Genomic DNA, 20,649 nt, shown 5'->3' with positions numbered 1-20,649 from the left:
TTGCACGGTGCGCGCGAGTTCGCGTGAACGATGATGCGTACCCACCATCCGCTGGCCCTGTCTGTTAACGCCCCGCGCCGTTCTCGTAGCGACCTTTGAGGGTCGCAAAAACGCAGAAAGCACCCGAAGGTGCTTTCTCGCTGGCGCATTTGGCTGGCCTATTGGCCGGCAAGGCCTGCCGCCCTGGCGCGCGCCGCGTGCAGTTTCCTGTAGCTGTCGATCAGGCGCAGATGCTTGTCCAGGCCCTCCAGCTTCATGCTGGTGGGCGTCAGGCCAGCGAAGCGCACGCTGCCGTGCACCGAGCCGATCGCGGCAGCGATGCGTTCGCTGCCGAACATGCGCCGCAGGTTGTGCTCGAAGTTGGCCAGCTCCAGCTCGTCGTCCAGCTGGATTTCCAGCACCGCGTTGACCGCCTGGTAGAACAGGCCGCGCTCGACGGTGTTGTCGTTGTACTGCAGGAAGGCCTCGACCAGCTCCTTGGCGTCGTCGTGCTTGTTCAGCGCCAGGTTGATCAAGAGCTTCAGCTCGAGAATGGTCAGCTGGCCCCACACCGTGTTGTCGTCGAACTCGATGCCGATCAGCGTGCTGATGTCGGTGTAGTCGTCGACTTCGGCGTTGTTGAGGTTGCGCAGCAGCGACTTGAGCTCCCGGTCGCTCAAGCTGTGCAGGTTGAGGATGTCCTTGCGAAACAGCAGGGCCTTGTTGGTGTTGTCCCAGACCAGGTCCTCGACCGGATAGATTTCCGAGTAGCCCGGCACCAGGATGCGGCAGGCGTTGGCGCCGAGGTCGTCATAGGTGGCCACGTAGACTTCCTTGCCGAGGTCTTCGAGGATGCCGAACAGGGTCGCGGCTTCCTGCTCGTTGGAGTCGGCGCCTTCGCCGGAGAAATCCCACTCGACGAAGTCAAAGTCGGCCTTGGCGCCGAAGAAGCGCCACGACACCACACCGCTGGAGTCGATGAAGTGCTCGACGAAGTTGTTCGGCTCGGTCAGCGCCAGGCTGTCGAAGGTCGGCTGCGGCAGGTCGTTGAGGCCCTCGAAGCTACGGCCCTGGAGCAGCTCGGTAAGGCTGCGCTCCAGCGCCACTTGCAGGCTCGGGTGGGCGCCGAACGAGGCGAACACGCCGCCGGTGCGCGGGTTCATCAGGGTCACGCACATCACCGGGAATTCACCGCCGAGCGAGGCATCCTTGACCAGCACCGGAAAGCCTTGCTCCTCCAGGCCCTGGATGCCGGCGACGATGCCCGGGTACTTGGCCAGCACGTCCTGCGGCACGTCCGGCAGGCACAGCTCGCCTTCGAGGATTTCGCGTTTCACCGCCCGCTCGAAGATTTCCGACAGGCACTGCACCTGGGCTTCGGCCAGGGTATTGCCGGCGCTCATGCCGTTGGACAGGTACAGGTTCTCGATCAGGTTGGAGGGGAAATACACCGTCTCGCCATCGCTGCGGCGCACGAAGGGCAGCGAACAGATGCCGCGCAGCGTGTTGCCCGAGTTTGTGTCGTACAGGTGCGAGCCGCGCAGTTCGCCGTCCGGGTTGTAGATGGCCAGGCAGTGCGCGTCGAGGATTTCTGCGGGCAGCGCATCCTTCGGGCCCGGCTTGAACCAGCGCTCGTTGGGGTAGTGGACGAACTCGGCAGCGGCGACGTCCTCGCCCCAGAACTGGTCGTTGTAGAAGAAGTTGCAGTTCAGCCGTTCGATGAACTCGCCCAGGGCCGAGGCCAGGGCACTTTCCTTGGTTGCACCCTTGCCGTTGGTGAAGCACAGGTTCGACTGCGCATCGCGGATGTGCAGCGACCAGACGTTGGGCACGATATTGCGCCAGGAGGCGATCTCGATCTTCATCCCGAGATCCGCGAGGATGCCCGACATGCTGGCGATGGTCTGCTCCAGCGGCAGGTCCTTGCCTGGGATGTAGGTGGTGGTATCGGACACCGGCATCAGCAGCGCCTGGGCATCGGCGTCGAGGTTTTCCACTTCCTCGATGATGAACTCGGGGCCCTGCTGCACCACCTTCTTCACCGTGCAGCGGTCGATGGAACGGAGAATCCCCAGGCGATCCTTCTCGGAGATATCCGCTGGCAGCTCGACCTGAATCTTGAAGATCTGCGCGTAGCGGTTCTCCGGGTCGACGATGTTGTTCTGGGACAGGCGGATGTTCTCGGTGGGAATGCCGCGGGTCTGGCAGTACAGCTTGACGAAGTAGGCCGCGCACAGGGCCGAAGAGGCCAGGAAGTAGTCGAACGGCCCCGGCGCCGAGCCGTCGCCCTTGTAGCGGATCGGCTGATCGGCGATCACCGTGAAGTCGTCGAACTTGGCTTCGAGGCGAAGGTTGTCGAGAAAGTTGACCTTGATTTCCATGGAGCGGCACCGGCAAGCAAAACGAATGGCCGGCATTATCCGGGTTTTCGCGGGGAAGTCTCGTGTGGGGGATGGGGTGTCGGCTGAGCGGTGCCCAGTGGACCGGATGCGTCGGAAAACCGCTTTACTGAGATTTTTGCGCATAAATTGTGCGCATTATCCGGCAAGGAAATTCTCATGCCTTCGTACGGTCTGAATGCCCCGAAACGAGCTGCCAACCTTCGCGTCAACGAGGATCTGCTCAACAGGGCCAAGTCTCTCGACATCAACCTCTCTGCCACGCTGGAGAAAGCATTGGCTCAGGCGCTAAGGGAAAAGCAGCTGAGCAATGGTTGGCAGACAACCGTCAGGCCATCACTGCTTACAATGAGCATGTAGAGTCCAGTGGCGTGTTCAGCGACGAATTGCGGAGCTTCTGATGGCGCAGTTTGGCGTCTGCAGAAATATCAATCCTGCCACCAGGGCCGCCGTGCCCTTGCTACTCAATGTACAGAGCGACTTGCTCGCGGAACTCGCTACGCGGGTTGTCGTGCCGCTCTACGCGGCGAGCACCCTGCAGGGGAAAATGCTGAAAACCCTCACGGCACGATTTGAAATTGAGGGTGAGACCTACGTGATGATGACGCCGCAGATGGCCGGTATCGCCAACAAACAGCTGGGAGCCATGGTTGCGGATTTAGCTGCGCAGCGTGATGAAATCATCGCGGCGCTTGATCTGCTCATAACCGATATTTGAGCAGACGAATCGAATCGGCTAAGCGGTTCACGGTAGACGACGAGTTACGCCTTCGGCTTGTCCAGCCACGGATTACTTCCGTCTTAGCTCGTCACCCTGACCGCACGGCTCGATCATTTACCTGCCGCGTTGACGGTCGTTGCGCGGTGCCTTCTCCAGCGCCGGCAGATCCTGCACCCAGGGCAGTGCGGCCTCGCACCACTTCTGCCAGGTCGGCCGCAGCTGCTGCGACTCGGCCAGCACGCCGACGCGCAGGCCATAGGCGGTTGGATTGTCGGCGTCGTAGGTGAACAGCTGGGAGCCACAGTCGCCGCAAAAAGCCTGGGCCCGCCGCGAACCGCTCTCTGCCACCTTGACGTAAACCTTGGGCGTGCCGCGCAGCAGCGAAAACGTGCCGGGAAGCGCCGGCGTGGACACCCGAAACGCCGTGCCGGTGAGTTTCTGGCAGTCGTGGCAATGGCACACGCTGGTGAGTTGCGGGTCCGTTTCCGCGACGAAGGCAATGGCCTCGCAGTGGCAGCTACCGTGGACTTTCATGGTGTTCACCTGTGGGCTGATGGCCTTCGCCGGCGCTTCAGTCGTGTTCAGGACGAGCAACTGATCGACAGATGCTTGCCCCAGTCCGGCGGCCGTTGTGCGTAATGTTGCTTGCCCGGCTGTTCCTCGAAGGGTCGGGTCAGTACTTCGTGCAGTTCGCGCACCGGGTCGTAGTCGCCTGCTTCGGCGGCGGCGATGGCTTCTTGGGCGAGGTAGTTGCGTAGCACGTAGAGCGGGTTGACGGCGTGCATACGCGCCTGGCGTTCGCTTTGTTCATAGCCTTCGCGTTCAACGCGAACCAGGTAGTCGGCGCCCCAGGCGTCGAAGCCGTTGAGGTCGACGAAGTCGTTGCGCACCACCTTCAGCGCCTCGGCCGGGGCCTGGTCGCCGAGGTGGCGGAAGAACAGCGAGTAGTCCGTGGCCTTGCCGGCCTGCATCAGGGTCAGCAGGCGCTGGATCAGTTCTTCATCGCCCTCTTCGGCGCTGGTGAAGCCCAGGCGTTTGCGCATCAGGTCGTGGTAGTGGGCCTGGTAGATCGGCAGGAACAGGTCGAGGATTGCGCGCAGGCTGTCGACGTCCACCAAGGGCGTCAGCGCCTGGGCCAGGGCCGAGAGGTTCCAGTGGGCGATGGGCACCTGATTGCTGAAGCTGTAGCGGCCGGTGTCGTCGGAGTGGTTGCAGATATGCTTGGCGTCGAAGTCGTCGAGAAAGGCGTAGGGGCCGAAGTCGAAGGTGATGCCGAGGATCGACATGTTGTCGGTGTTCATCACCCCATGGCAGAAACCATAGGCCTGCCACCAGGCGATCATTTCCGCGGTGCGTTCCAGCACCGCCTTGAGCAGCGCGGCATAGGGCTGCGGCTGCTCCAGGCAGGCCGGGTAATGATGCTCAATGACGTAATCGGCCAGTTGCTTGAGCTGCTCGTGCTGGCGCGTGTAGTAGAAGTACTCGAAGTGGCCGAAGCGCACGTGGCTGGGGGCCAGGCGCACCAGCATGGCGGCGGTTTCCTGTTTCTCGCGCCATACCGGCGTGCTCGAGCCGGTCACGCACAACGCCCGCGAACTGGGAATGCCCATCGCGTGCAGCGCTTCGCTGGCGAGAAATTCGCGGATCGAGCTGCGCAGCACGGCGCGGCCGTCGCCCATGCGCGAGTAGGGCGTCATGCCGGCACCCTTGAGGTGCAGGTCCCAGTGTTCGCCGGCGTCGTTGAGCACTTCGCCGAGCAGCAGGCCGCGGCCATCGCCCAGGCGTGGCGAGTAGCCGCCGAACTGGTGCCCGGAGTAGACCATGGCGCGCGGCTCGGCGTCGCTCCACAGTTGGTTGCCTGAGAACAGTTCGGCGAACACCTCGCGCTGCGCTTCGCGCGGGTCGAGGTCGAGCAGGGCCAGGGCACTGTCGCTGACCACCACCAGGCGCGGCTCGGCGATGGGCTCGGGCAATATATGTGTTGAAAACCCATCACCCAGGCCGGCGAAGCGATTGTCGAAGGTCAGGGTGTCGAGGGTTTTCATGGTTTGGCCTCGTCTTTTTTCTCGGTTTTCTCGGCGCTCGCCAGTTGCTCGTCATCGAGCTTGAGCGTGTCGTGGGGCGCTGTCGAGCGGCTGAGCACGATGTCCATCTTCGGCGTACTGGACAGGTTGATGTCGTTGTCGGCGAACAGCTGGTCGATACGGCGGTTGAGTTCATCGGTTGCGGTACCGCGATCGCCCAGTTCCTTGACGTAGAACTTCAGCTCGTGGGTCAGGCCGTCGGGCGAATACAGGCTGAGCTGGGCGGTCGGTGCCGGGTCGCGCATGACCCGGGAATTTTCCTGGGCGGCCTGCAGCAGCAGGGTGCGCACCTTCTCCAGGTCGGCGCCGCGGTTGACCTTGAAGGTCAGCACGATGCGGGTCACGGTATCGGTCAGGGTCCAGTTGATCAACTGGCTGGTGACGAACGTCTTGTTCGGCACTATCACTTCCTTGCGATCGCTGTCGATGATGTGGGTGGCGCGGATGTGAATGCGTTTCACCGTGCCTGTCACGCCGCCGATGGTCACCAGGTCGCCGATGCGCATGGGCCGCTCGAAGAGGATGATCAGCCCGGAGATGAAGTTGGCGAAGATCTCCTGCATGCCGAAGCCAATGCCCACCGACAGCGCGGCGACCAGCCACTGCAGCTTGTTCCAGCTGACCCCCAGAGTCGACAGGGTGACCACGATACCGGTGCCGAAGATCACGTACGACAGCAGCGTGGTGGTGGCGTAGGCGCTGCCCTGGGCCAGGCGTAGGCGCGACAGCACCAGCACTTCCAAAAGCCCCGGCAGGTTGCGGCCCAGGGCCAGGGTGATGGCGGCGATGATCAGCGCGTACAGGGCATCGAGCAGGCTGATCGGAACCAGCGAGGCGGCGCTGCCGGCCACGGTACTGCTGTTGTATTCGTAGAGGGTGATGTTGTCGAGGTAGGCGAATACCGAGATCAGGTCGGCCCACACCCAGTACATGGCGGCGATGAAGCTGCCCAGCAGGGTCAGGCGGATCAGGCGCAGGGACTGCTGGTTGACCTGTTCGATGTCCAGGCGCGGGGTCTCCAGCTGGATCTCGGTGCCCTCGCTGTCCTCGGTGGTCTGCGCTTCACGTTTCGCGGTGGCGCGCTGATAGGCCAGGCGCCGTGCGGCCACCGCCAGGCCGCGCACGAACACCGCCTCGACCACCAGCCAGATCAACAGCAGGTAGAGGGTGTCGATCAACCGGTCGCTGAGCTTCAGGGCGGTGTAGTAGTAGCCGAAGCACACCGCCAGGAACAGGCCCAGCGGCAGCATGCTGAACAGCACGCCGATGAACATGCGGAAGGTCGAGGCGTTCTCCCGGGCCGGGCCACGCAGCAGCAGTTTCTGCAGCAGCCAGATCATCAGGCCGTAGCAGGTCAGTACCACGGCGATGCCGATGACGTCGTCGGACAGGCTCGACGGCTGGTGCTCGGCGACGGTGACCACTGCCACCAGCGCCATCACCACCACGCCCAGCCAGCGGATCTGCCGGTGCAGGTAGGCCACATGGGCGCGGGCCCAGTGGAAGTGCAGCTCGGCCACGCCGCCCGGGGTGAAAATGCGGTACACGGTGTAGAACACCAGCCAGGCCTGGGCCATGCCGAGAAAGGCCGAACCCAGGTTGACGTTCAGGCCGCGGGCGTCCATCTGCAGGGCGAAGCCGCACAGCGCCAGGAACAGCGTGCCGGGCAGGGCCAGCAGCACGTTGAGGAGAATCGCCACCGGGGTGTGCAGCTGGCTGTCACGCTTGAAGTGGCCGATGTCCTTGTGCAGGTCGGTGAGTTTCTGGCTCAGGTAGCGACGCTTGAACAGCAGCAGGCCCATCACCAGCAGCAGCGGCAGGAACAGCAGCGGACGCTCGATCAGGCCGGCGCCGAGCTGGCTGATGTTGTCGAGCCAGGGCAGGTCGGAAATCTGCCGCTGCAGCTGGGCTGGGGCGCCTTTGAACCAGTCGAGGTTGAGCGGGTTGTTACTGGGGATCCAGAACATCTGCTCGTCGAGGGTGGCGCGCAGGGCCGTGGCGGTGTCCTGCAGCTGTTTCTGGTTGAGCTGCAGGGTGATCGATTCGTTGAGCAGCGCATTGAGCTCGCGATTGAGCTGGTCATGCAGCACGCGGCGGGTGTCGATCAGATCCAGCAGGGATTGGCGCAGTTCCGGCGTCACGCTTTCCGGCGGCTGGGCGGCCAGCTGCTTGTCGACGTAGGCGCCGGGGTTGGAAATCTGCTCGCGCTGCTGGTTGAGCTCGAACTGGTAGAGGCGGATATCGGCGATCTCGTCGGCCAGCCCGGTATCGAGCTTGAGCTTGGGCAGCGCCTGCTTCTGCTTGTAGAGGATCTTGGACAGCAGCAGGCTGCCCTGCAGCACGCTGATCTGCTCGTCGAGGGCCTGGTCGGTCTGGTTCAGGGTGTCGAGCTGCTGCTGGGTGCGCAGGTTGAGCTGGGTCAACTCGTTGAGACGGTCGGTGCCGCGCAGCAGGTAGTCGGACAGCTTGAGGTTCAGCGCGCTCTCGCGTGACAGCAGGGTATCGGAGCCGCCGACCTTCTGCGCTTCCATGGACTGCTCGGCGACGGTACGTTCGGACTGGTCGCGGCGCTTTTCATTGATCAGGTTCTGCAGGTCCTGCAGCTCCACGTCCAGGCGCTTGATGCGCTCGTCGAGCAGGTCGCGTTGGGCGCTGCCCAGGTCCTGCAGCACACTGTTGCCGGCCATCTCTTGGCGGCGCAGCTGGGTCAGGGCGCTCAGTTGGGCCAGCTCGGCTTTGAGCTGGGCGACGCGCTCGGCGCTCAGCGCCTTGCCGTCCTCGCGGCCGTTCTTGAGCAGGGTGTTGATCTGCTGGGCACGGGTCTGGTTGCCGCTGATCTCGGCCTGGGCACGCTCGGGGCGTGTCTGTGCAGTGATGATCAGGGTGTTGGCATCGTTGAGCTGCTTCTGCCAGTCGCTGAGCTGGGCGCTGCGCTCGCTGAGAATCTGCTCCAGCTGGGCGACGCTGGTGGTGGCGTAGCGCTGGGCCACGGGCACCACCTTGGTGGCCTTGAGCTTTTCCAGTTCGCGGTGGGCGTCCTGGGTCTGCCGGGGCGCCTGGGCCAGCTGTTTCTCCAGCGCGGCCAGCTTCTGCTGGCTATCGGCCTGGGCCTTGAGCGCATCCAGGGTCTTTTCCAGCGTCTGGCGCACCAGGCTCTGCTCGGGCTCGACCAGCTTGCGGTCGGCCAGGGTGTCCAGGCTGCGCTGCACGTCGGCAGCGGTCGGGTTGGCGTCGGCCCAGGCGGGCGAATTGGCCAGGCACAGGCCCAGCAGGAAAACGGCAAGCAAACGACGGAAAAAGTGCATGGTCATGATCGCGGGGGTGGAGTCCTGCTGAGTCTACAGGCTGGTGAGAAGTCCCGCGCGGCGATCTGTCATACGCTGCCGCCCACCAGCCCCGCCGGCTCGGCAGGGCGCTGACAGGCGGGCTGGTGGGCGGTTGTCAGAACGACAGACCCGGGCCCGGGCGGACGCCTTCGGGGAATCTGACGCCGACCTTGCGGATCTTGTTCCCGTCCATCTCGGCAACCGTCCAGGTCATGCCCTGCCATTCGATCTGGTCGCCCACCACGGTTTCGCCGTCGATCAGGTGGCTGATGAAGTGCCCCAGCGATTGCCCGACGTTTTCCGGCTCCACGTGCAGCCCGTAAAGTGCTGCCACCGCGTCGAGCTGGGCGTCGCCTTCGAGCACGAAGTCGCCAAAGAAGCGCAGGTCCTGGGATTTCTTCGGCGGCTGGATAAACAGCTTGCCCAGCGCGGGCAGGTCGTGCTCATGGCCGATGACGCACAGCAGGTCGCCAGCTTCCAGCTTGGTGCTGCCGGAGGGGTGCAGCAGCTCGTTGTTGCGAAACAGCGCGGCGACCCGGGTATCCTTGGGCATGTTCAGTTCCCGCAGCGGCGCGCCGATGCACCATTTTTCGGCCCCCAGGCGGTAGATGAACATTTCCCACTGGCTGGTGCGGTGAATCATCAGGCCGCTACGGGAAATCGGTGAGGGCGATGGCGGGATCTCCACCTTGGCCTTGCGTGCCGCCCAGCCCAGCGAGGTACCCTGCACGAGCAGGGAAACCAGCACGATGAAGAAGGCGACATTGAAGAACAGCTGGGCATTGTCCAGGCCGGCCATCAGCGGGAATACCGCGAGAATCACCGGCACGGCGCCGCGCAGGCCGATCCACGAGATGAAGAGCCGCTCGCGCAGGTGGAACATCTTGAACGGCAGCAGCCCGATGAACACTGACAGCGGTCGTGCGAAGAGGATCATCCACAGCGACAATGCCAGCGCCGGTACGGCGATGGGCAGCAGCTCGCTGGGGGTGAGCAGCAGGCCAAGCACCAGGAACATGCCGATCTGGCTCAGCCAGGCCAGGCCATCGAACATGTGCAGGATGCCGTTGCGGTTCTGGATGGGCTGGTTGCCCATCAGCAGCCCACAGACATAGACGGCGAGAATGCCGCTGCCGCCCAGGGTGCCGGATAGCGCATAGATGAAGATACCCCCGCTGACCGCCAGCAGTGGGTACAGACCGTCGGCGATGGTCAGGCGATTGATCAACTGCAGCAGCAGCCAGCCGCCGGCGGCGCCCAGGGCGATGCCGACCCCGAACTGCCAGGCCAGATCGGTCAATAGCGACCAGCTGAAGCTGGTCTGCCCGCTGGCCAGCATGGCAATCAGCGAGACGGTCAGGAACATCGCCATCGGGTCGTTGCTGCCTGACTCGATTTCCAGGGTAGAGCCGACGCGTTCGTTGAGGTCCTTACCGTTGAGCAGATTGAACACCACGGCGGCGTCGGTTGAGCCGACGATGGCGCCGATCAGCAAACCCTCGAGAATCGTCAGGTTGAACAGCCAGGCCGCCGCCAGGCCGGTAAGCCCGGCGGTGATGGCTACGCCGACGGTGGCCAGCGAGAGTGCCGGCCACAGCGCCACCCGGAAGGTCGCCTTGCGGGTGCGCATGCCGCCGTCGAGCAGGATCACGGCCAGGGCCAGGTTGCTGATCAAGTAGGCGAGCGAATAATCATTGAAAGCGATGCCGCCGATACCATCCACACCTGCCAGCATGCCCACGCCAAGGAAAATGACCAGAATGGGTACACCAAGGCGTGTGGAGAGAGAGCTGACGGCGATGCTTGCACCCACCATTAAGGCGCCAATCAGAAACAGGCTGTTAACTGTGGTGCTATCCAACGTCATCACTCTTGGTAAGGTTTTAAGGCCAGCCCGGATTCTATCCTGATGGTTATTGAAGCTGTCAAAAATAGCTCGTTGCGCGGCGTTACCAGGGGGGAACTACAGCAGCGAGCGCACCTGCCTGGGCGTCAGGCCGAACTGGCGCTTGAACGCCGTTGCGAAGTTGGCCGCACTGCCATAGCCCGCCCGCCAGGCGGCTTCGGTCACGCTGATACCGTCGCGTTCGAGGGCTTCGCGAGCCTGTTTGAGCTTGCGCACGCGCTGGTACTCGAACAGCGTCATGCCCTGGCTGGCCTGAAACTGGCGTTGCAGGCTGTTGATGTTGATGCCGGCTTCGCGGGCGATGGCGTCGGTGTTCCACTGGTCGGCCTGGCCACTGTCGAGCAGTTCCAGCACGCGGCGGATGCGCTGGTGTTCGTGGGGGCGCAGGCCCTGCAACGGCTGCGTGCCTTGCTGGCTGATCATCGCCAGGGCCTCGCCGGTGATTTCCAGGCTGCGGCTTTCCAGGTAGAGGTTTTCCAGCAGCGGGTTATAGCCCGGCGGGTTGAGAATCTGCTCAGCCAGGGTGCGCAGCCGCGCCGAGGGTTGCCAGCGCAGCATGGCCAGGTGCTGGCGGCTGAAGCGTTCGATCGCCGCACATTGGTTCTGGCCGTCCAGGCCGCCGGCGTCCAACCACTGCGGCGACAGGCTGATCACCAGCTTGCGGATATGGCTACCGCGCCGCGCCTGGCGGGAGAACAGCACCGGTTCGGCCAGCGCCACCGCGATGCCTTCACCCCGCCCGCGCTCGCTGCCGAAGCGTGCCGCGCGGTCGTCGTAGCGCACGTCGCTGTGGCCGTCGAGAAACAGCACGAAGTTCAGGCGCGGCTCGATCTGCAGCTGCGTGCTGAAGGTGCTCAGCTCATGGCAGTCGCTGCAATGCAGCGACAGGCCCGAGCGCAGGTGCAGCCAGCGCAACTTGCCGCGAAACAGGTTGGCCTGTGAGGATTCGCTGTCGAGCAGGCGCAACTGCGGGCCCAGCTCAGGACCGATCTGGCGGATCAGTTCCTGCGGATGGAGGACGGTGTTCATGATCGAGGCCTCGCGGCTGGCATGACGGCTGACCTGGGCTGATTCGGCGCGCGGTAGCAGCCGGATGAAGGAGGGCTGGCGCGAGTCCGAGTACCCGCTTGTGGCGGGCCAGGTGCCGGCCGCGAACCATGGATGGATTCGCCTGCACCCTGATCGGAAACGCCCGGGAAGCCTAACGCTGCCAGAAGCTTAAATGCAAATGATTCCTAAGCGTAAATGCCTGACGGGTTGATCTGGCGCAAACATCATCGTTGTTTGCGCAAACCTTTTGGCTGTTTTGCCATGGGAAAATCTCCCCATGCAAATACGAATCGGTTGCGTATTTATCTTGGGGAGGAGGCAGTTGATGAACACAGGTCACGGGGTTTGGGCGCTCAATCGTCTGGCACTGGCGATGCTGCTGGCGGGCGGATCGGTTGCGCTGGCTCAGGAGCCGGTCGATCAGGCCGTCGAGCTGGAGGAGACCCGGGTCATGGCCACGGCCCAGGAGGAGCTCAAGCAGGCGCCAGGGGTTTCGCTGATCAGTGCCGAGGACATCCGCAAGGCGCCGCCGGCCAATGACCTGGCCGATATCATCCGCAAGCAGCCCGGCGTCAACCTGACCGGCAACAGCGGCTCCGGTGCGCGTGGCAACAACCGGCAGATCGACATCCGCGGCATGGGCCCGGAAAACACCCTGATCCTGGTCGACGGCAAACCGATCAGTTCGCGCAACGCGGTGCGCTATGGCTGGCGCGGTGACCGTGACAGCCGCGGCGACACCAACTGGGTGCCGGCCGAGCAGGTCGAGCGCATCGAGGTGCTGCGCGGCCCGGCGGCGGCGCGTTATGGCAACGGCGCGGCAGGCGGGGTGATCAACATCATCACCAGGCAGGCCGACCTCGAGCACCACGGCAACCTCAGCCTGTACGCCAACGCGCCGCAACACAGCGAGGAGGGCACCACGCGGCGCTTCAACTTCGGCCTCAGCGGGCCGCTGGCGGAGAACCTGTCGTACCGCGTCTATGGCAACCTGAACAAGACCGATGCCGACGACGAGGACATCAACAGCGGCCATACCATCGACCCGACCGCGCGTTCCACAGCGGGCCGCGAAGGCGTGCGCAACAAGGACATCAACAGCCTCTTGTCCTGGCGCCTGAACGACCAGCAGAGCCTCGATCTCGAGGCCGGTTTCAGCCGCCAGGGCAACATCTACGCCGGCGACAGCATGAACAACAGCGCCTCGGCGGCGCTGGCCGGCTTCCGTTCGCCCTGGCTGGGCCGGGAAACCAACGTGGTCTACCGCGAGAACTACGCCATCACCCACCACGGTGACTGGGCATTCGGCACCACCCTGAACTACCTGCAGTACGAGAAGACCCGCAACCGTCGCTTGCAGGAAGGCCTGGCCGGCGGGCCGGAAGGTAATATCAACGGCAGCCTGTTCGGCACCATCGAGCTGCAGAGCACCACCGCCCATAGCGAGGTCAGCCTGCCGCTTTCCGGTGCGCTGGAGCAGGTGCTGACGCTCGGCGCCGAGTGGAGCGAGCAGCGCATGGATGACCCGTTCTCCAACACCCAGACCACCAGCGAAGCGGGCTCGGTGCCGGGCATCAGTGGCAGCTCGCGACCCACCGATTCGTCGGCGCGCATCGCCTCGGTGTTCATCGAGGACAACATCGAACTACGGCCAGGCACCACCCTGACGCCGGGCCTGCGTTTCGACCGTCACAGCGTGGTGGGCGGCAACTGGAGCCCGTCGCTCAACCTGTCCCACGAGCTTACGGACGAACTGGTGGTCAAGGCGGGTATCGCCCGCGCCTACAAGGCCCCCAACCTGTTCCAGCTCAACCCCAATTACCTGCTCTACAGCCGCGGGCAGGGCTGCTGGGGCGCCGGCGGCAGCTGCTACCTGCAGGGCAACGACAGCCTGGACGCCGAAACCAGCATCAACAAGGAGCTGGGCATCGAGTTCAAGCGTGATGGCTGGGTGGCCGGTATCACCTGGTTCCGCAACGACTACCGCAACAAGATCGAGGCCGGCAGAACGGCGGTCGGCAGCGCCACCGGCGGAAGCAACGCCGGCTATGCCAACGCCGACATCTTCCGCTGGGAAAACGTGCCCCGGGCGGTCGTCGAGGGCCTGGAAGGCACCCTCAAGGTGCCGCTCGGCCCGGCGCTGGACTGGAGCACCAATTTCACCTACATGCTGCAGTCGACCAACAAGCAAACCGGCGAGCCGCTGTCGATCATTCCCGAGTTCACCGTCAACTCGACGCTCGACTGGCAGGTCAGCGAGCCCCTGGTCCTGCAGGCGACGGTAACCTGGTACGGCCGGCAGACCCCCGGCAAGTACGACTACCAGGGCAACCTGCTGAGCGGCGACGCGCGCCGGGAGATATCACCCTATGCCCTGGCCGGGCTCGGCGGCAGTTATCGGCTGGGCGACGGCTGGAGCGTCGGCGCAGGCGTCAACAACCTTTTCGACAAGCGCCTGTACCGCGAAGGCAATGCCGTACAGGCGGGCGCCTACACCTACAACGAGCCGGGGCGGACCTTCTACACCAGCCTGAGCTACGCCTTCTGAGCCAGGCGGCGCAGGAGGACGTCGCCCGCGCCGCCCATTGCGCCCCCCATAAGAAACCAGACCGTGAGAGCCCTGCATGATGCGATTTCAAGGCGCCGTGGCCACCGCTTCGGCCACGCTGTACATGACCAAGCTGTGCAAGCATTTTCGTCACAAGATCGCTGTCGAGTTCGATGAGCACCAGGCCAGAGCCGATTTTCCGTTCGGGCTGTGCCGGATGTACGCCGATGCGCAGGGGCTACGTTTCGCCTGCGAGGCGCCGGATGAAGGCGCCGCGGCGCGCATCCGCGCGGTGCTCGACGATCACCTGCCACGGTTCGCCCGCCAGGAAGGTCTGGTTATCGAGTGGGAGCCCTCAGGCGCCTGATCCAGGCGCCCCCGTCAGCTGACGGTCAGGGTCATGTCGATGCGCTTGAGCCATTCGGCTTCGCTTTCGAAATCCGCCTGGGTCAGCGGGTTGGCCGCCAGCCAGCCCTGGGGAAACTCGATGGCCAGGCTGGACGGGCCGACCTTCAGGCGCACGCTGGGCATGTTCTGGCTGCCACGAATGTGGTGGAACAGGATGGCGAAGCGCAGCAGTACGCACAGGCGCACCAGCTTGACGCCCTCGGCGCCGAACTCGGTGAGCTTTTCCCGGGGGATGTTGCGGCGGTGGCCACGCACCAGCAGGGCGAGCATCTGCTGATCCTGGCGCGAGAAGCCGGCCAGGTCGGAGTGCTCGATCAGGTAGGCGCCGTGCTTGTGGTACTGATAGTGGGCGATGTCCAGGCCGACTTCGTGCACCTTGGCAGCCCAGCTGAGCAGTTCGCGGTGCCAGTCGTCGGTCAGCTCCCAATCCTTGGCGACCTTGTCCAGGGCCGACAGCGCCTTGGCTTCCACCCGCGCCGCCTGTTCCTGGTCGACATGGTAGCGCTCCATGAACGCCGACAGGGTGCGCTCGCGCACGTCTTCGTGTTGATGACGGCCGAGCAGGTCGTAGAGCACGCCTTCGCGCAATGCGCCTTCGGAGTGGCTCATGCGGTTCAGTTCGCAGGCGTCGAAGATGGCTTCCAGAATCGCCAGCCCGGCCGGGAAGATCGGCCGGCGGTCGGGTTTCAGACCATCGAGGTCAAGGCGCTCGACATCGCCGCACTTGAACGCCTTGCGCTTGAGCCAGGCCAGGCCTTCGGCGGTGACTTCGCCGTTGTTGCTCAGCCCCGCGGACTGGATCGCCAGGCCGATGGCCTTGATGGTGCCCGAGGCGCCCACCGCGTCCTGCCAGCCGAGGCGGGTCAGACCGTGTTCGATGCCCATGATCTCCAGACGCGCCGCCGTATAGGCCTGGGCGTAGCGAGCCGGGGTGATCTTGCCATCCTTGAAATAACGCTGCGTGTAGCTGACGCAGCCCATCTGCAGGCTTTCGCGCAGCAACGGCTCGAAGCGCTGGCCGATGATGAATTCGGTACTGCCGCCGCCGATATCGGCGACCAGGCGCTTACCCGGGGTATCGGCGATCGAATGGGAGACGCCCAGATAGATGAGGCGCGCTTCCTCGCGCCCGGAGATGACTTCCACCTGGTGACCCAACAGCGCCTCGGCACGGCGGATGAATTCGGCGCGGTTGCGCGCCTCGCGCAGGGCGTTGGTGCCGACGATGCGCACCGCGCCCTGGGGCAGGCTGTTGGTCAGTTGGGCGAAGCGGCTCAGGCAATCGAGGCCGCGTTGCATGGCCTCTTCGCTGAGCTGGCGCTGTTCGTCGATGCCCGCCGCCAGCTGTACCTTGTCACCGAGCCGTTCGAGGATACGGATCTCGCCATGGTCGGCCTTGGCCAACACCATGTGAAAGCTGTTGGAGCCCAGGTCGATGGCGGCGACCAGGGGAAAGGACTCGGAATGGGTTTGCGGCATGATCAGTCAATCTCGATGCAGAACCCCGCCATCGTGCCACGATAGGCCGCGCACGCCAACGGATACGCGCGCGCAGGCACTGCGCCAGCTGCCATCGGGCCGCCTCCCTTACGCAATCTGCGCGGCCTCGCCCATTGGCCGTATCGATAGCCTCTATGGCTAAGCTCAATGGCGGGCGCCTTCCTGTGTCACGCGAGCCGGGCTATCATGGCCGCCACTTTTATCGTTATGCGTGCCAACACGGAGACTTCCCATGAGTGAATTCATCACCAATGTAAGCGATGCCAGCTTCGACCAGGACGTCATCCAGGCAGACGGGCCGGTACTGGTCGACTACTGGGCCGAGTGGTGCGGCCCGTGCAAGATGATCGCCCCGGTGCTGGATGAAATCTCCAAGGAGTACCAGGGCAAGCTGAAGGTCTGCAAACTGAACATCGACGAAAACCAGGACACGCCGCCCAAGTATGGCGTGCGCGGCATCCCGACCCTGATGCTGTTCAAGAACGGCAGCGTCGAAGCCACCAAGGTCGGCGCCCTGTCCAAGTCGCAGCTGGCTGCCTTCATCGACGCCAACCTGTAAGCGTCGCCGAAAAGCCCCGTAGACAACGGGGCTTTTTTCTGCCTGAAGGCTAGACGCCTTCGCAAAGCCGATGTTACATTCGGGGCCGTCGCTTTTCCTAAGTGACCCCCTGCACGCCGCTGCCGACGCATTCCTAATCGAACATTCGACAATAAAGCGGGCGCCTGTCGCCTCCTCGCGGTGCGGCCTCTCAAGCTCAATGCTTACCATTCCCTCCTCTTATAAATACGTCATTCCTATATGAATCTGACTGAACTCAAGCAAAAGCCGATTACCGAACTGCTGGAAATGGCCGAGCAGATGGGCATCGAGAACATGGCCCGCTCGCGCAAGCAGGACGTGATCTTCTCGCTGTTGAAAAAACACGCCAAAGGCGGTGAAGAAATTTCCGGTGACGGCGTGCTGGAGATCCTCCAGGACGGCTTCGGCTTCTTGCGCAGCGCAGACGCTTCCTATCTCGCCGGCCCCGATGACATCTACGTCTCGCCGAGCCAGATCCGCCGCTTCAACCTGCGTACCGGTGACACCATCGTCGGCAAGATCCGCCCGCCGAAGGAAGGCGAGCGTTACTTCGCCCTGCTCAAGGTCGACAGCATCAACTTCGACCGTCCGGAAAACGCCAAAAACAAGATCCTGTTCGAGAACCTGACGCCCCTGTTCCCGAACCAGCGCCTGACCATGGAAGCTGGCAATGGCTCCACCGAGGACATCACCGGCCGCGTGATCGACCTCTGCGCGCCGATCGGCAAGGGCCAGCGCGGCCTGATCGTCGCCCCGCCGAAAGCGGGCAAGACCATCATGCTGCAGAACATCGCCTCGAACATCACCCGTAACAACCCCGAGTGCCACCTGATCGTTCTGCTGATCGACGAGCGCCCGGAAGAAGTGACCGAGATGCAGCGCACCGTGCGCGGCGAAGTGGTTGCCTCCACCTTCGACGAGCCGCCGACCCGCCACGTGCAGGTTGCCGAGATGGTCATCGAGAAGGCCAAGCGCCTGGTCGAGCACAAGAAGGACGTGGTCATCCTGCTCGACTCCATCACCCGTCTGGCCCGCGCCTACAACACCGTGATCCCGAGCTCCGGCAAGGTGCTGACCGGTGGTGTCGACGCCCATGCCCTGGAGAAGCCGAAACGCTTCTTCGGCGCCGCGCGTAACATCGAGGAAGGCGGCTCGCTGACCATCATCGCCACCGCGCTGGTGGAAACCGGCTCGAAGATGGACGAAGTGATCTACGAAGAATTCAAGGGTACCGGCAACATGGAGCTGCCCCTGGATCGTCGTATTGCCGAAAAACGCGTATTTCCGGCCATCAACATCAACCGCGCCGGTACCCGCCGCGAAGAGTTGCTGACCGCCGAAGACGAACTGCAGCGCATGTGGATCCTGCGCAAGTTGCTGCACCCGATGGACGAAATCGCCGCCATCGAGTTCCTGATCGACAAGCTCAAGGCTACCAAGACCAACGACGAGTTCTTCATGTCCATGAAGCGCAAGTAAGCGGATCTGCCGCGCGAATGCCAAGTGCCGTTGAAAACCGGCTCGCCTGACCTTCGTTCGCTAGGATCCAGCACTTACTGGTGGCACAAAAAGCCGGGGAAACCCGGCTTTTGTTTGTCTGTAGTATCGACATTGTTCTGCAAGTCCGACTTCGGCGCTAAACTTTGCGCCCCGATTCGAGTGAGGTTCCAGCATGCAGTATCGCGATCTGCGCGACTTTATCCGCGGCCTGGAAGCGCGCGGCGAGCTCAAGCGCATCACGGCGCCGGTATCGCCGATCCTGGAAATGACCGAAGTGTGCGACCGTACCCTGCGCAAGGGCGGCCCGGCACTGCTGTTCGAGAACCCCACCGGCCACAGCGTTCCGGTACTCGGCAATCTGTTCGGCACGCCCAAGCGCGTGGCGCTGGGCATGGGCGCCGAGGACGTTTCCGAGCTGCGCGAAATCGGCAAGCTGCTGGCCTTTCTCAAGGAGCCCGAGCCGCCGAAGGGCCTCAAGGATGCCTGGAACAAGCTGCCGATCTTCAAGAAGGTCATCAGCATGGCGCCCAAGGTGCTCAAGGATGCGCCCTGCCATGAAGTAATCGAGGAGGGCGACGATGTCGATCTGGCCAAATTGCCGATCCAGCATTGCTGGCCGGGCGACGTGGCGCCGCTGATCACCTGGGGCCTGACCATCACCAAGGGGCCCAACAAGGAGCGCCAGAACCTCGGTATCTACCGTCAGCAGGTGATCGGCCGCAACAAGGTGATCATGCGCTGGCTCAGCCACCGCGGCGGTGCGCTGGATTATCGCGAATGGTGCCAGAAACATCCGGGCAAACCCTATCCGGTGTGCGTGGCCCTGGGCGCGGACCCGGCGACCATCCTTGGTGCCGTCACGCCGGTACCCGATACCCTCTCCGAATACGCCTTCGCCGGTCTGTTGCGCGGCCATCGCACCGAGCTGGTCAAGGCCATCGGCAGCGACCTGCAGGTGCCGGCCAGTGCCGAGATCGTCCTCGAGGGCGTGATCCACCCCGGCGAGACTGCGCCGGAAGGCCCCTATGGCGACCATACCGGTTACTACAACGAGGTCGACACCTTCCCGGTGTTCACCGTCGAGCGCATCACCCGCCGTCGCGAGCCGATCTACCACAGCACCTACACCGGCCGGCCACCAGATGAACCGGCGATTCTCGGGGTGGCGCTGAACGAAGTGTTCGTGCCGATTCTGCAGAAGCAGTTCCCCGAGATCACCGACTTCTACCTGCCGCCGGAAGGCTGTTCCTACCGCATGGCGGTGGTGACCATGAAGAAGCAGTACCCGGGCCACGCCAAGCGCGTGATGCTCGGTGTGTGGTCGTTCCTGCGACAGTTCATGTACACCAAGTTCGTTATCGTCACCGATGACGACATCGATGCCCGCGACTGGAACGACGTGATCTGGGCCATCACCACGCGCATGGATCCCAAGCGCGACACGGTGATGATCGAGAATACGCCGATCGACTACCTGGATTTCGCCTCGCCGATCTCCGGCCTGGGCTCGAAGATGGGCCTGGATGCCACACACAAGTGGCCGGGGGAGACCAGTCGCGAGTGGGGCCGCGCCATCGTCAAGGACGAAGCGGTCACCAGGCGGGTCGATGAAATCTGGAGCGAGTTGGGAATCGATTGATGAAGGTCACCCTGCAACCCTCCGGCGCAGTGCTCGATGTCGACGCCGGCGAGGCCATCCTGGATGCCGCCCGACGCCTGGGCTACAGCTGTCCGCAAAGCTGTCGCAACGGCAATTGCCATGTCTGCGCCGCGCTGCTGGTGGAGGGCCGCGTGCGCCAGAACGGCGCCGAGCTGGACCATGGCGAGCTGTACACCTGCATCGCCGAGCCGCTGGAAGACTGCGTGCTGCACTGGGACGGCGTGCTGCTGCCCGGCGAACTGCCGGTGCGCAGCCTGGGTTGCCAAGTGCTGGATTGCATCGAGGCCGGTGGCGACGTGTGGCGTGTGCTGCTGCGTGCGCCGGCCGGCAAGCCGCCACGCTACCACGCCGGCCAGTACCTGCTAATCGAGCGTCAGGATGGCGAGAAGTCGGCCTTTTCCCTGGCCTCGGCACCGCAGCAGGGCCGTGATCTAGAGCTGCACATTCTGGGGCGCGAAGCGAGTGCGCTAAACCTGCTGCAGCAGCTGCGCGAGCAGGGCACGGCGCGTGTGCAGCTGCCGTTCGGCGATGCCCACCTGGCCGAGCTGCCAGACGGGCCCTTGGTGCTGATCGCCGCGGGTACCGGCATGGCGCAGATGCACAGCCTGATCGAGGAATGCCGCTCGCGGGGTTTCCAGCACCCGGTGCATCTGTACTGGGGCGCGCGGCGTCCTGAAGACTTCTACCAATTGCCCCATTGGGACGAGTGGCAGGCGCTTCCCAACCTGTCTCTGCATCGGGTGGTCAGCGACCAGTGCGGTTGGCAGGGCCGCTGCGGCCTGTTGCACGAGGCCGTTCGTGAAGACTTCGCGGAGCTGCGTGCGCTGCACGTCTACGCCAGCGGTTCACCGAGCATGGTCTATGCAACGCTGGATGCGCTGGTGGGCGCGGGGATGGACGCCCACCAGATGCGTGCCGACGTATTCGCCTACGCGCCGCGGGGTTGAACGAAAAGCCGCCCTCGGGCGGCTTGCTGTTTTCAGGCGTT

Annotated in this window: 14 protein-coding genes and 1 pseudogene; 8 read left to right on the top strand and 7 right to left on the bottom strand. The window is 63.8% G+C overall.

Going from position 1 to position 20,649, the window contains the following annotated elements; all coding sequences use genetic code 11:
* Positions 1 to 158: 158 nt before the first annotated feature.
* On the bottom strand, positions 159 to 2,360 hold the full coding sequence (locus tag SA190iCDA_RS00405; RefSeq protein WP_070886011.1) for an OsmC domain/YcaO domain-containing protein: 2,202 nt from the start codon (positions 2,358 to 2,360) through the stop codon (positions 159 to 161).
* A gap of 177 nt (positions 2,361 to 2,537) precedes the next feature.
* Here SA190iCDA_RS00405 and SA190iCDA_RS00400 point away from each other — a divergent pair.
* A pseudogene (locus tag SA190iCDA_RS00400) lies at positions 2,538 to 2,779 on the top strand (type II toxin-antitoxin system CcdA family antitoxin).
* Entirely contained in the window at positions 2,779 to 3,096 is a 318-nt protein-coding gene (locus SA190iCDA_RS00395; RefSeq protein WP_070886012.1) for a CcdB family protein, read from the top strand. The pseudogene SA190iCDA_RS00400 and the gene SA190iCDA_RS00395 overlap by 1 nt, the downstream one beginning before the upstream one ends.
* Positions 3,097 to 3,213: 117 nt before the next feature.
* On the opposite strand, the gene SA190iCDA_RS00390 is transcribed toward SA190iCDA_RS00395, so the two are convergent.
* The 5 genes from SA190iCDA_RS00390 to SA190iCDA_RS00370 form a co-directional block, all read right to left on the bottom strand.
* On the bottom strand, positions 3,214 to 3,633 hold the full coding sequence (locus SA190iCDA_RS00390) for a GFA family protein (protein WP_070886198.1): 420 nt from the start codon (positions 3,631 to 3,633) through the stop codon (positions 3,214 to 3,216).
* A gap of 47 nt (positions 3,634 to 3,680) precedes the next feature.
* The gene (gene selO / locus SA190iCDA_RS00385) at positions 3,681 to 5,144 is read right to left on the bottom strand and encodes a protein adenylyltransferase SelO (RefSeq protein ID WP_070886013.1); all 1,464 of its coding nucleotides are present in this window, start codon (positions 5,142 to 5,144) and stop codon (positions 3,681 to 3,683) included.
* Positions 5,141 to 8,488 (bottom strand): mechanosensitive channel MscK, encoded by a 3,348-nt coding sequence (mscK, locus tag SA190iCDA_RS00380; protein WP_236100966.1) that lies wholly within the window; start codon positions 8,486 to 8,488, stop codon positions 5,141 to 5,143. Before mscK ends, selO begins: the two co-directional genes overlap by 4 nt.
* Positions 8,489 to 8,624: 136 nt before the next feature.
* Positions 8,625 to 10,376: a potassium/proton antiporter gene (locus tag SA190iCDA_RS00375; protein ID WP_419203825.1), complete on the bottom strand. Its 1,752-nt coding sequence runs from the start codon at positions 10,374 to 10,376 to the stop codon at positions 8,625 to 8,627.
* A gap of 96 nt (positions 10,377 to 10,472) precedes the next feature.
* The gene (locus tag SA190iCDA_RS00370) at positions 10,473 to 11,444 is read right to left on the bottom strand and encodes a helix-turn-helix transcriptional regulator (protein WP_070886016.1); all 972 of its coding nucleotides are present in this window, start codon (positions 11,442 to 11,444) and stop codon (positions 10,473 to 10,475) included.
* A gap of 346 nt (positions 11,445 to 11,790) precedes the next feature.
* Here SA190iCDA_RS00370 and SA190iCDA_RS00365 point away from each other — a divergent pair, with 346 nt between their 5' ends.
* Together SA190iCDA_RS00365 and SA190iCDA_RS00360 are read left to right on the top strand one after the other, a co-directional pair.
* Positions 11,791 to 14,013, top strand: a complete 2,223-nt coding sequence (locus tag SA190iCDA_RS00365) for a TonB-dependent siderophore receptor (RefSeq protein WP_070886017.1) — start codon at positions 11,791 to 11,793, stop codon at positions 14,011 to 14,013.
* A gap of 76 nt (positions 14,014 to 14,089) precedes the next feature.
* Positions 14,090 to 14,380, top strand: coding sequence for a DUF2218 domain-containing protein (locus tag SA190iCDA_RS00360; RefSeq protein ID WP_070886018.1), 291 nt, complete (start codon positions 14,090 to 14,092; stop codon positions 14,378 to 14,380).
* A gap of 14 nt (positions 14,381 to 14,394) precedes the next feature.
* Here SA190iCDA_RS00360 and ppx read toward each other — a convergent pair whose 3' ends face one another.
* Positions 14,395 to 15,900 carry an exopolyphosphatase gene (gene ppx / locus SA190iCDA_RS00355; protein ID WP_070886019.1) on the bottom strand — a complete coding sequence of 502 codons (1,506 nt, stop codon included), beginning with the start codon at positions 15,898 to 15,900 and terminating at the stop codon, positions 14,395 to 14,397.
* 253 nt (positions 15,901 to 16,153) lie between these two features.
* Here ppx and trxA point away from each other — a divergent pair, with 253 nt between their 5' ends.
* The 4 genes from trxA to SA190iCDA_RS00335 all read left to right on the top strand — a co-directional run bounded on the left by trxA (position 16,154) and on the right by SA190iCDA_RS00335 (position 20,608).
* Positions 16,154 to 16,480: a thioredoxin TrxA gene (gene trxA / locus SA190iCDA_RS00350; RefSeq protein WP_013789608.1), complete on the top strand. Its 327-nt coding sequence runs from the start codon at positions 16,154 to 16,156 to the stop codon at positions 16,478 to 16,480.
* 240 nt (positions 16,481 to 16,720) lie between these two features.
* Positions 16,721 to 17,980 (top strand): transcription termination factor Rho, encoded by a 1,260-nt coding sequence (gene rho, locus SA190iCDA_RS00345; protein ID WP_013789609.1) that lies wholly within the window; start codon positions 16,721 to 16,723, stop codon positions 17,978 to 17,980.
* Between the two features lie 193 nt (positions 17,981 to 18,173).
* Entirely contained in the window at positions 18,174 to 19,640 is a 1,467-nt protein-coding gene (gene ubiD / locus SA190iCDA_RS00340) for a 4-hydroxy-3-polyprenylbenzoate decarboxylase (RefSeq protein WP_070886020.1), read from the top strand.
* On the top strand, positions 19,640 to 20,608 hold the full coding sequence (locus tag SA190iCDA_RS00335) for a CDP-6-deoxy-delta-3,4-glucoseen reductase (RefSeq protein ID WP_070886021.1): 969 nt from the start codon (positions 19,640 to 19,642) through the stop codon (positions 20,606 to 20,608). Before ubiD ends, SA190iCDA_RS00335 begins: the two co-directional genes overlap by 1 nt.
* Positions 20,609 to 20,649: the final 41 nt, after the last annotated feature.

This window comes from Pseudomonas argentinensis, from assembly GCF_001839655.2.
GTDB lineage: Bacteria > Pseudomonadota > Gammaproteobacteria > Pseudomonadales > Pseudomonadaceae > Aquipseudomonas > Aquipseudomonas argentinensis_B.
The sequence above is the reverse complement of the archived record's forward strand: the minus strand, read 5'-3'. Positions and strand labels throughout refer to the sequence as shown.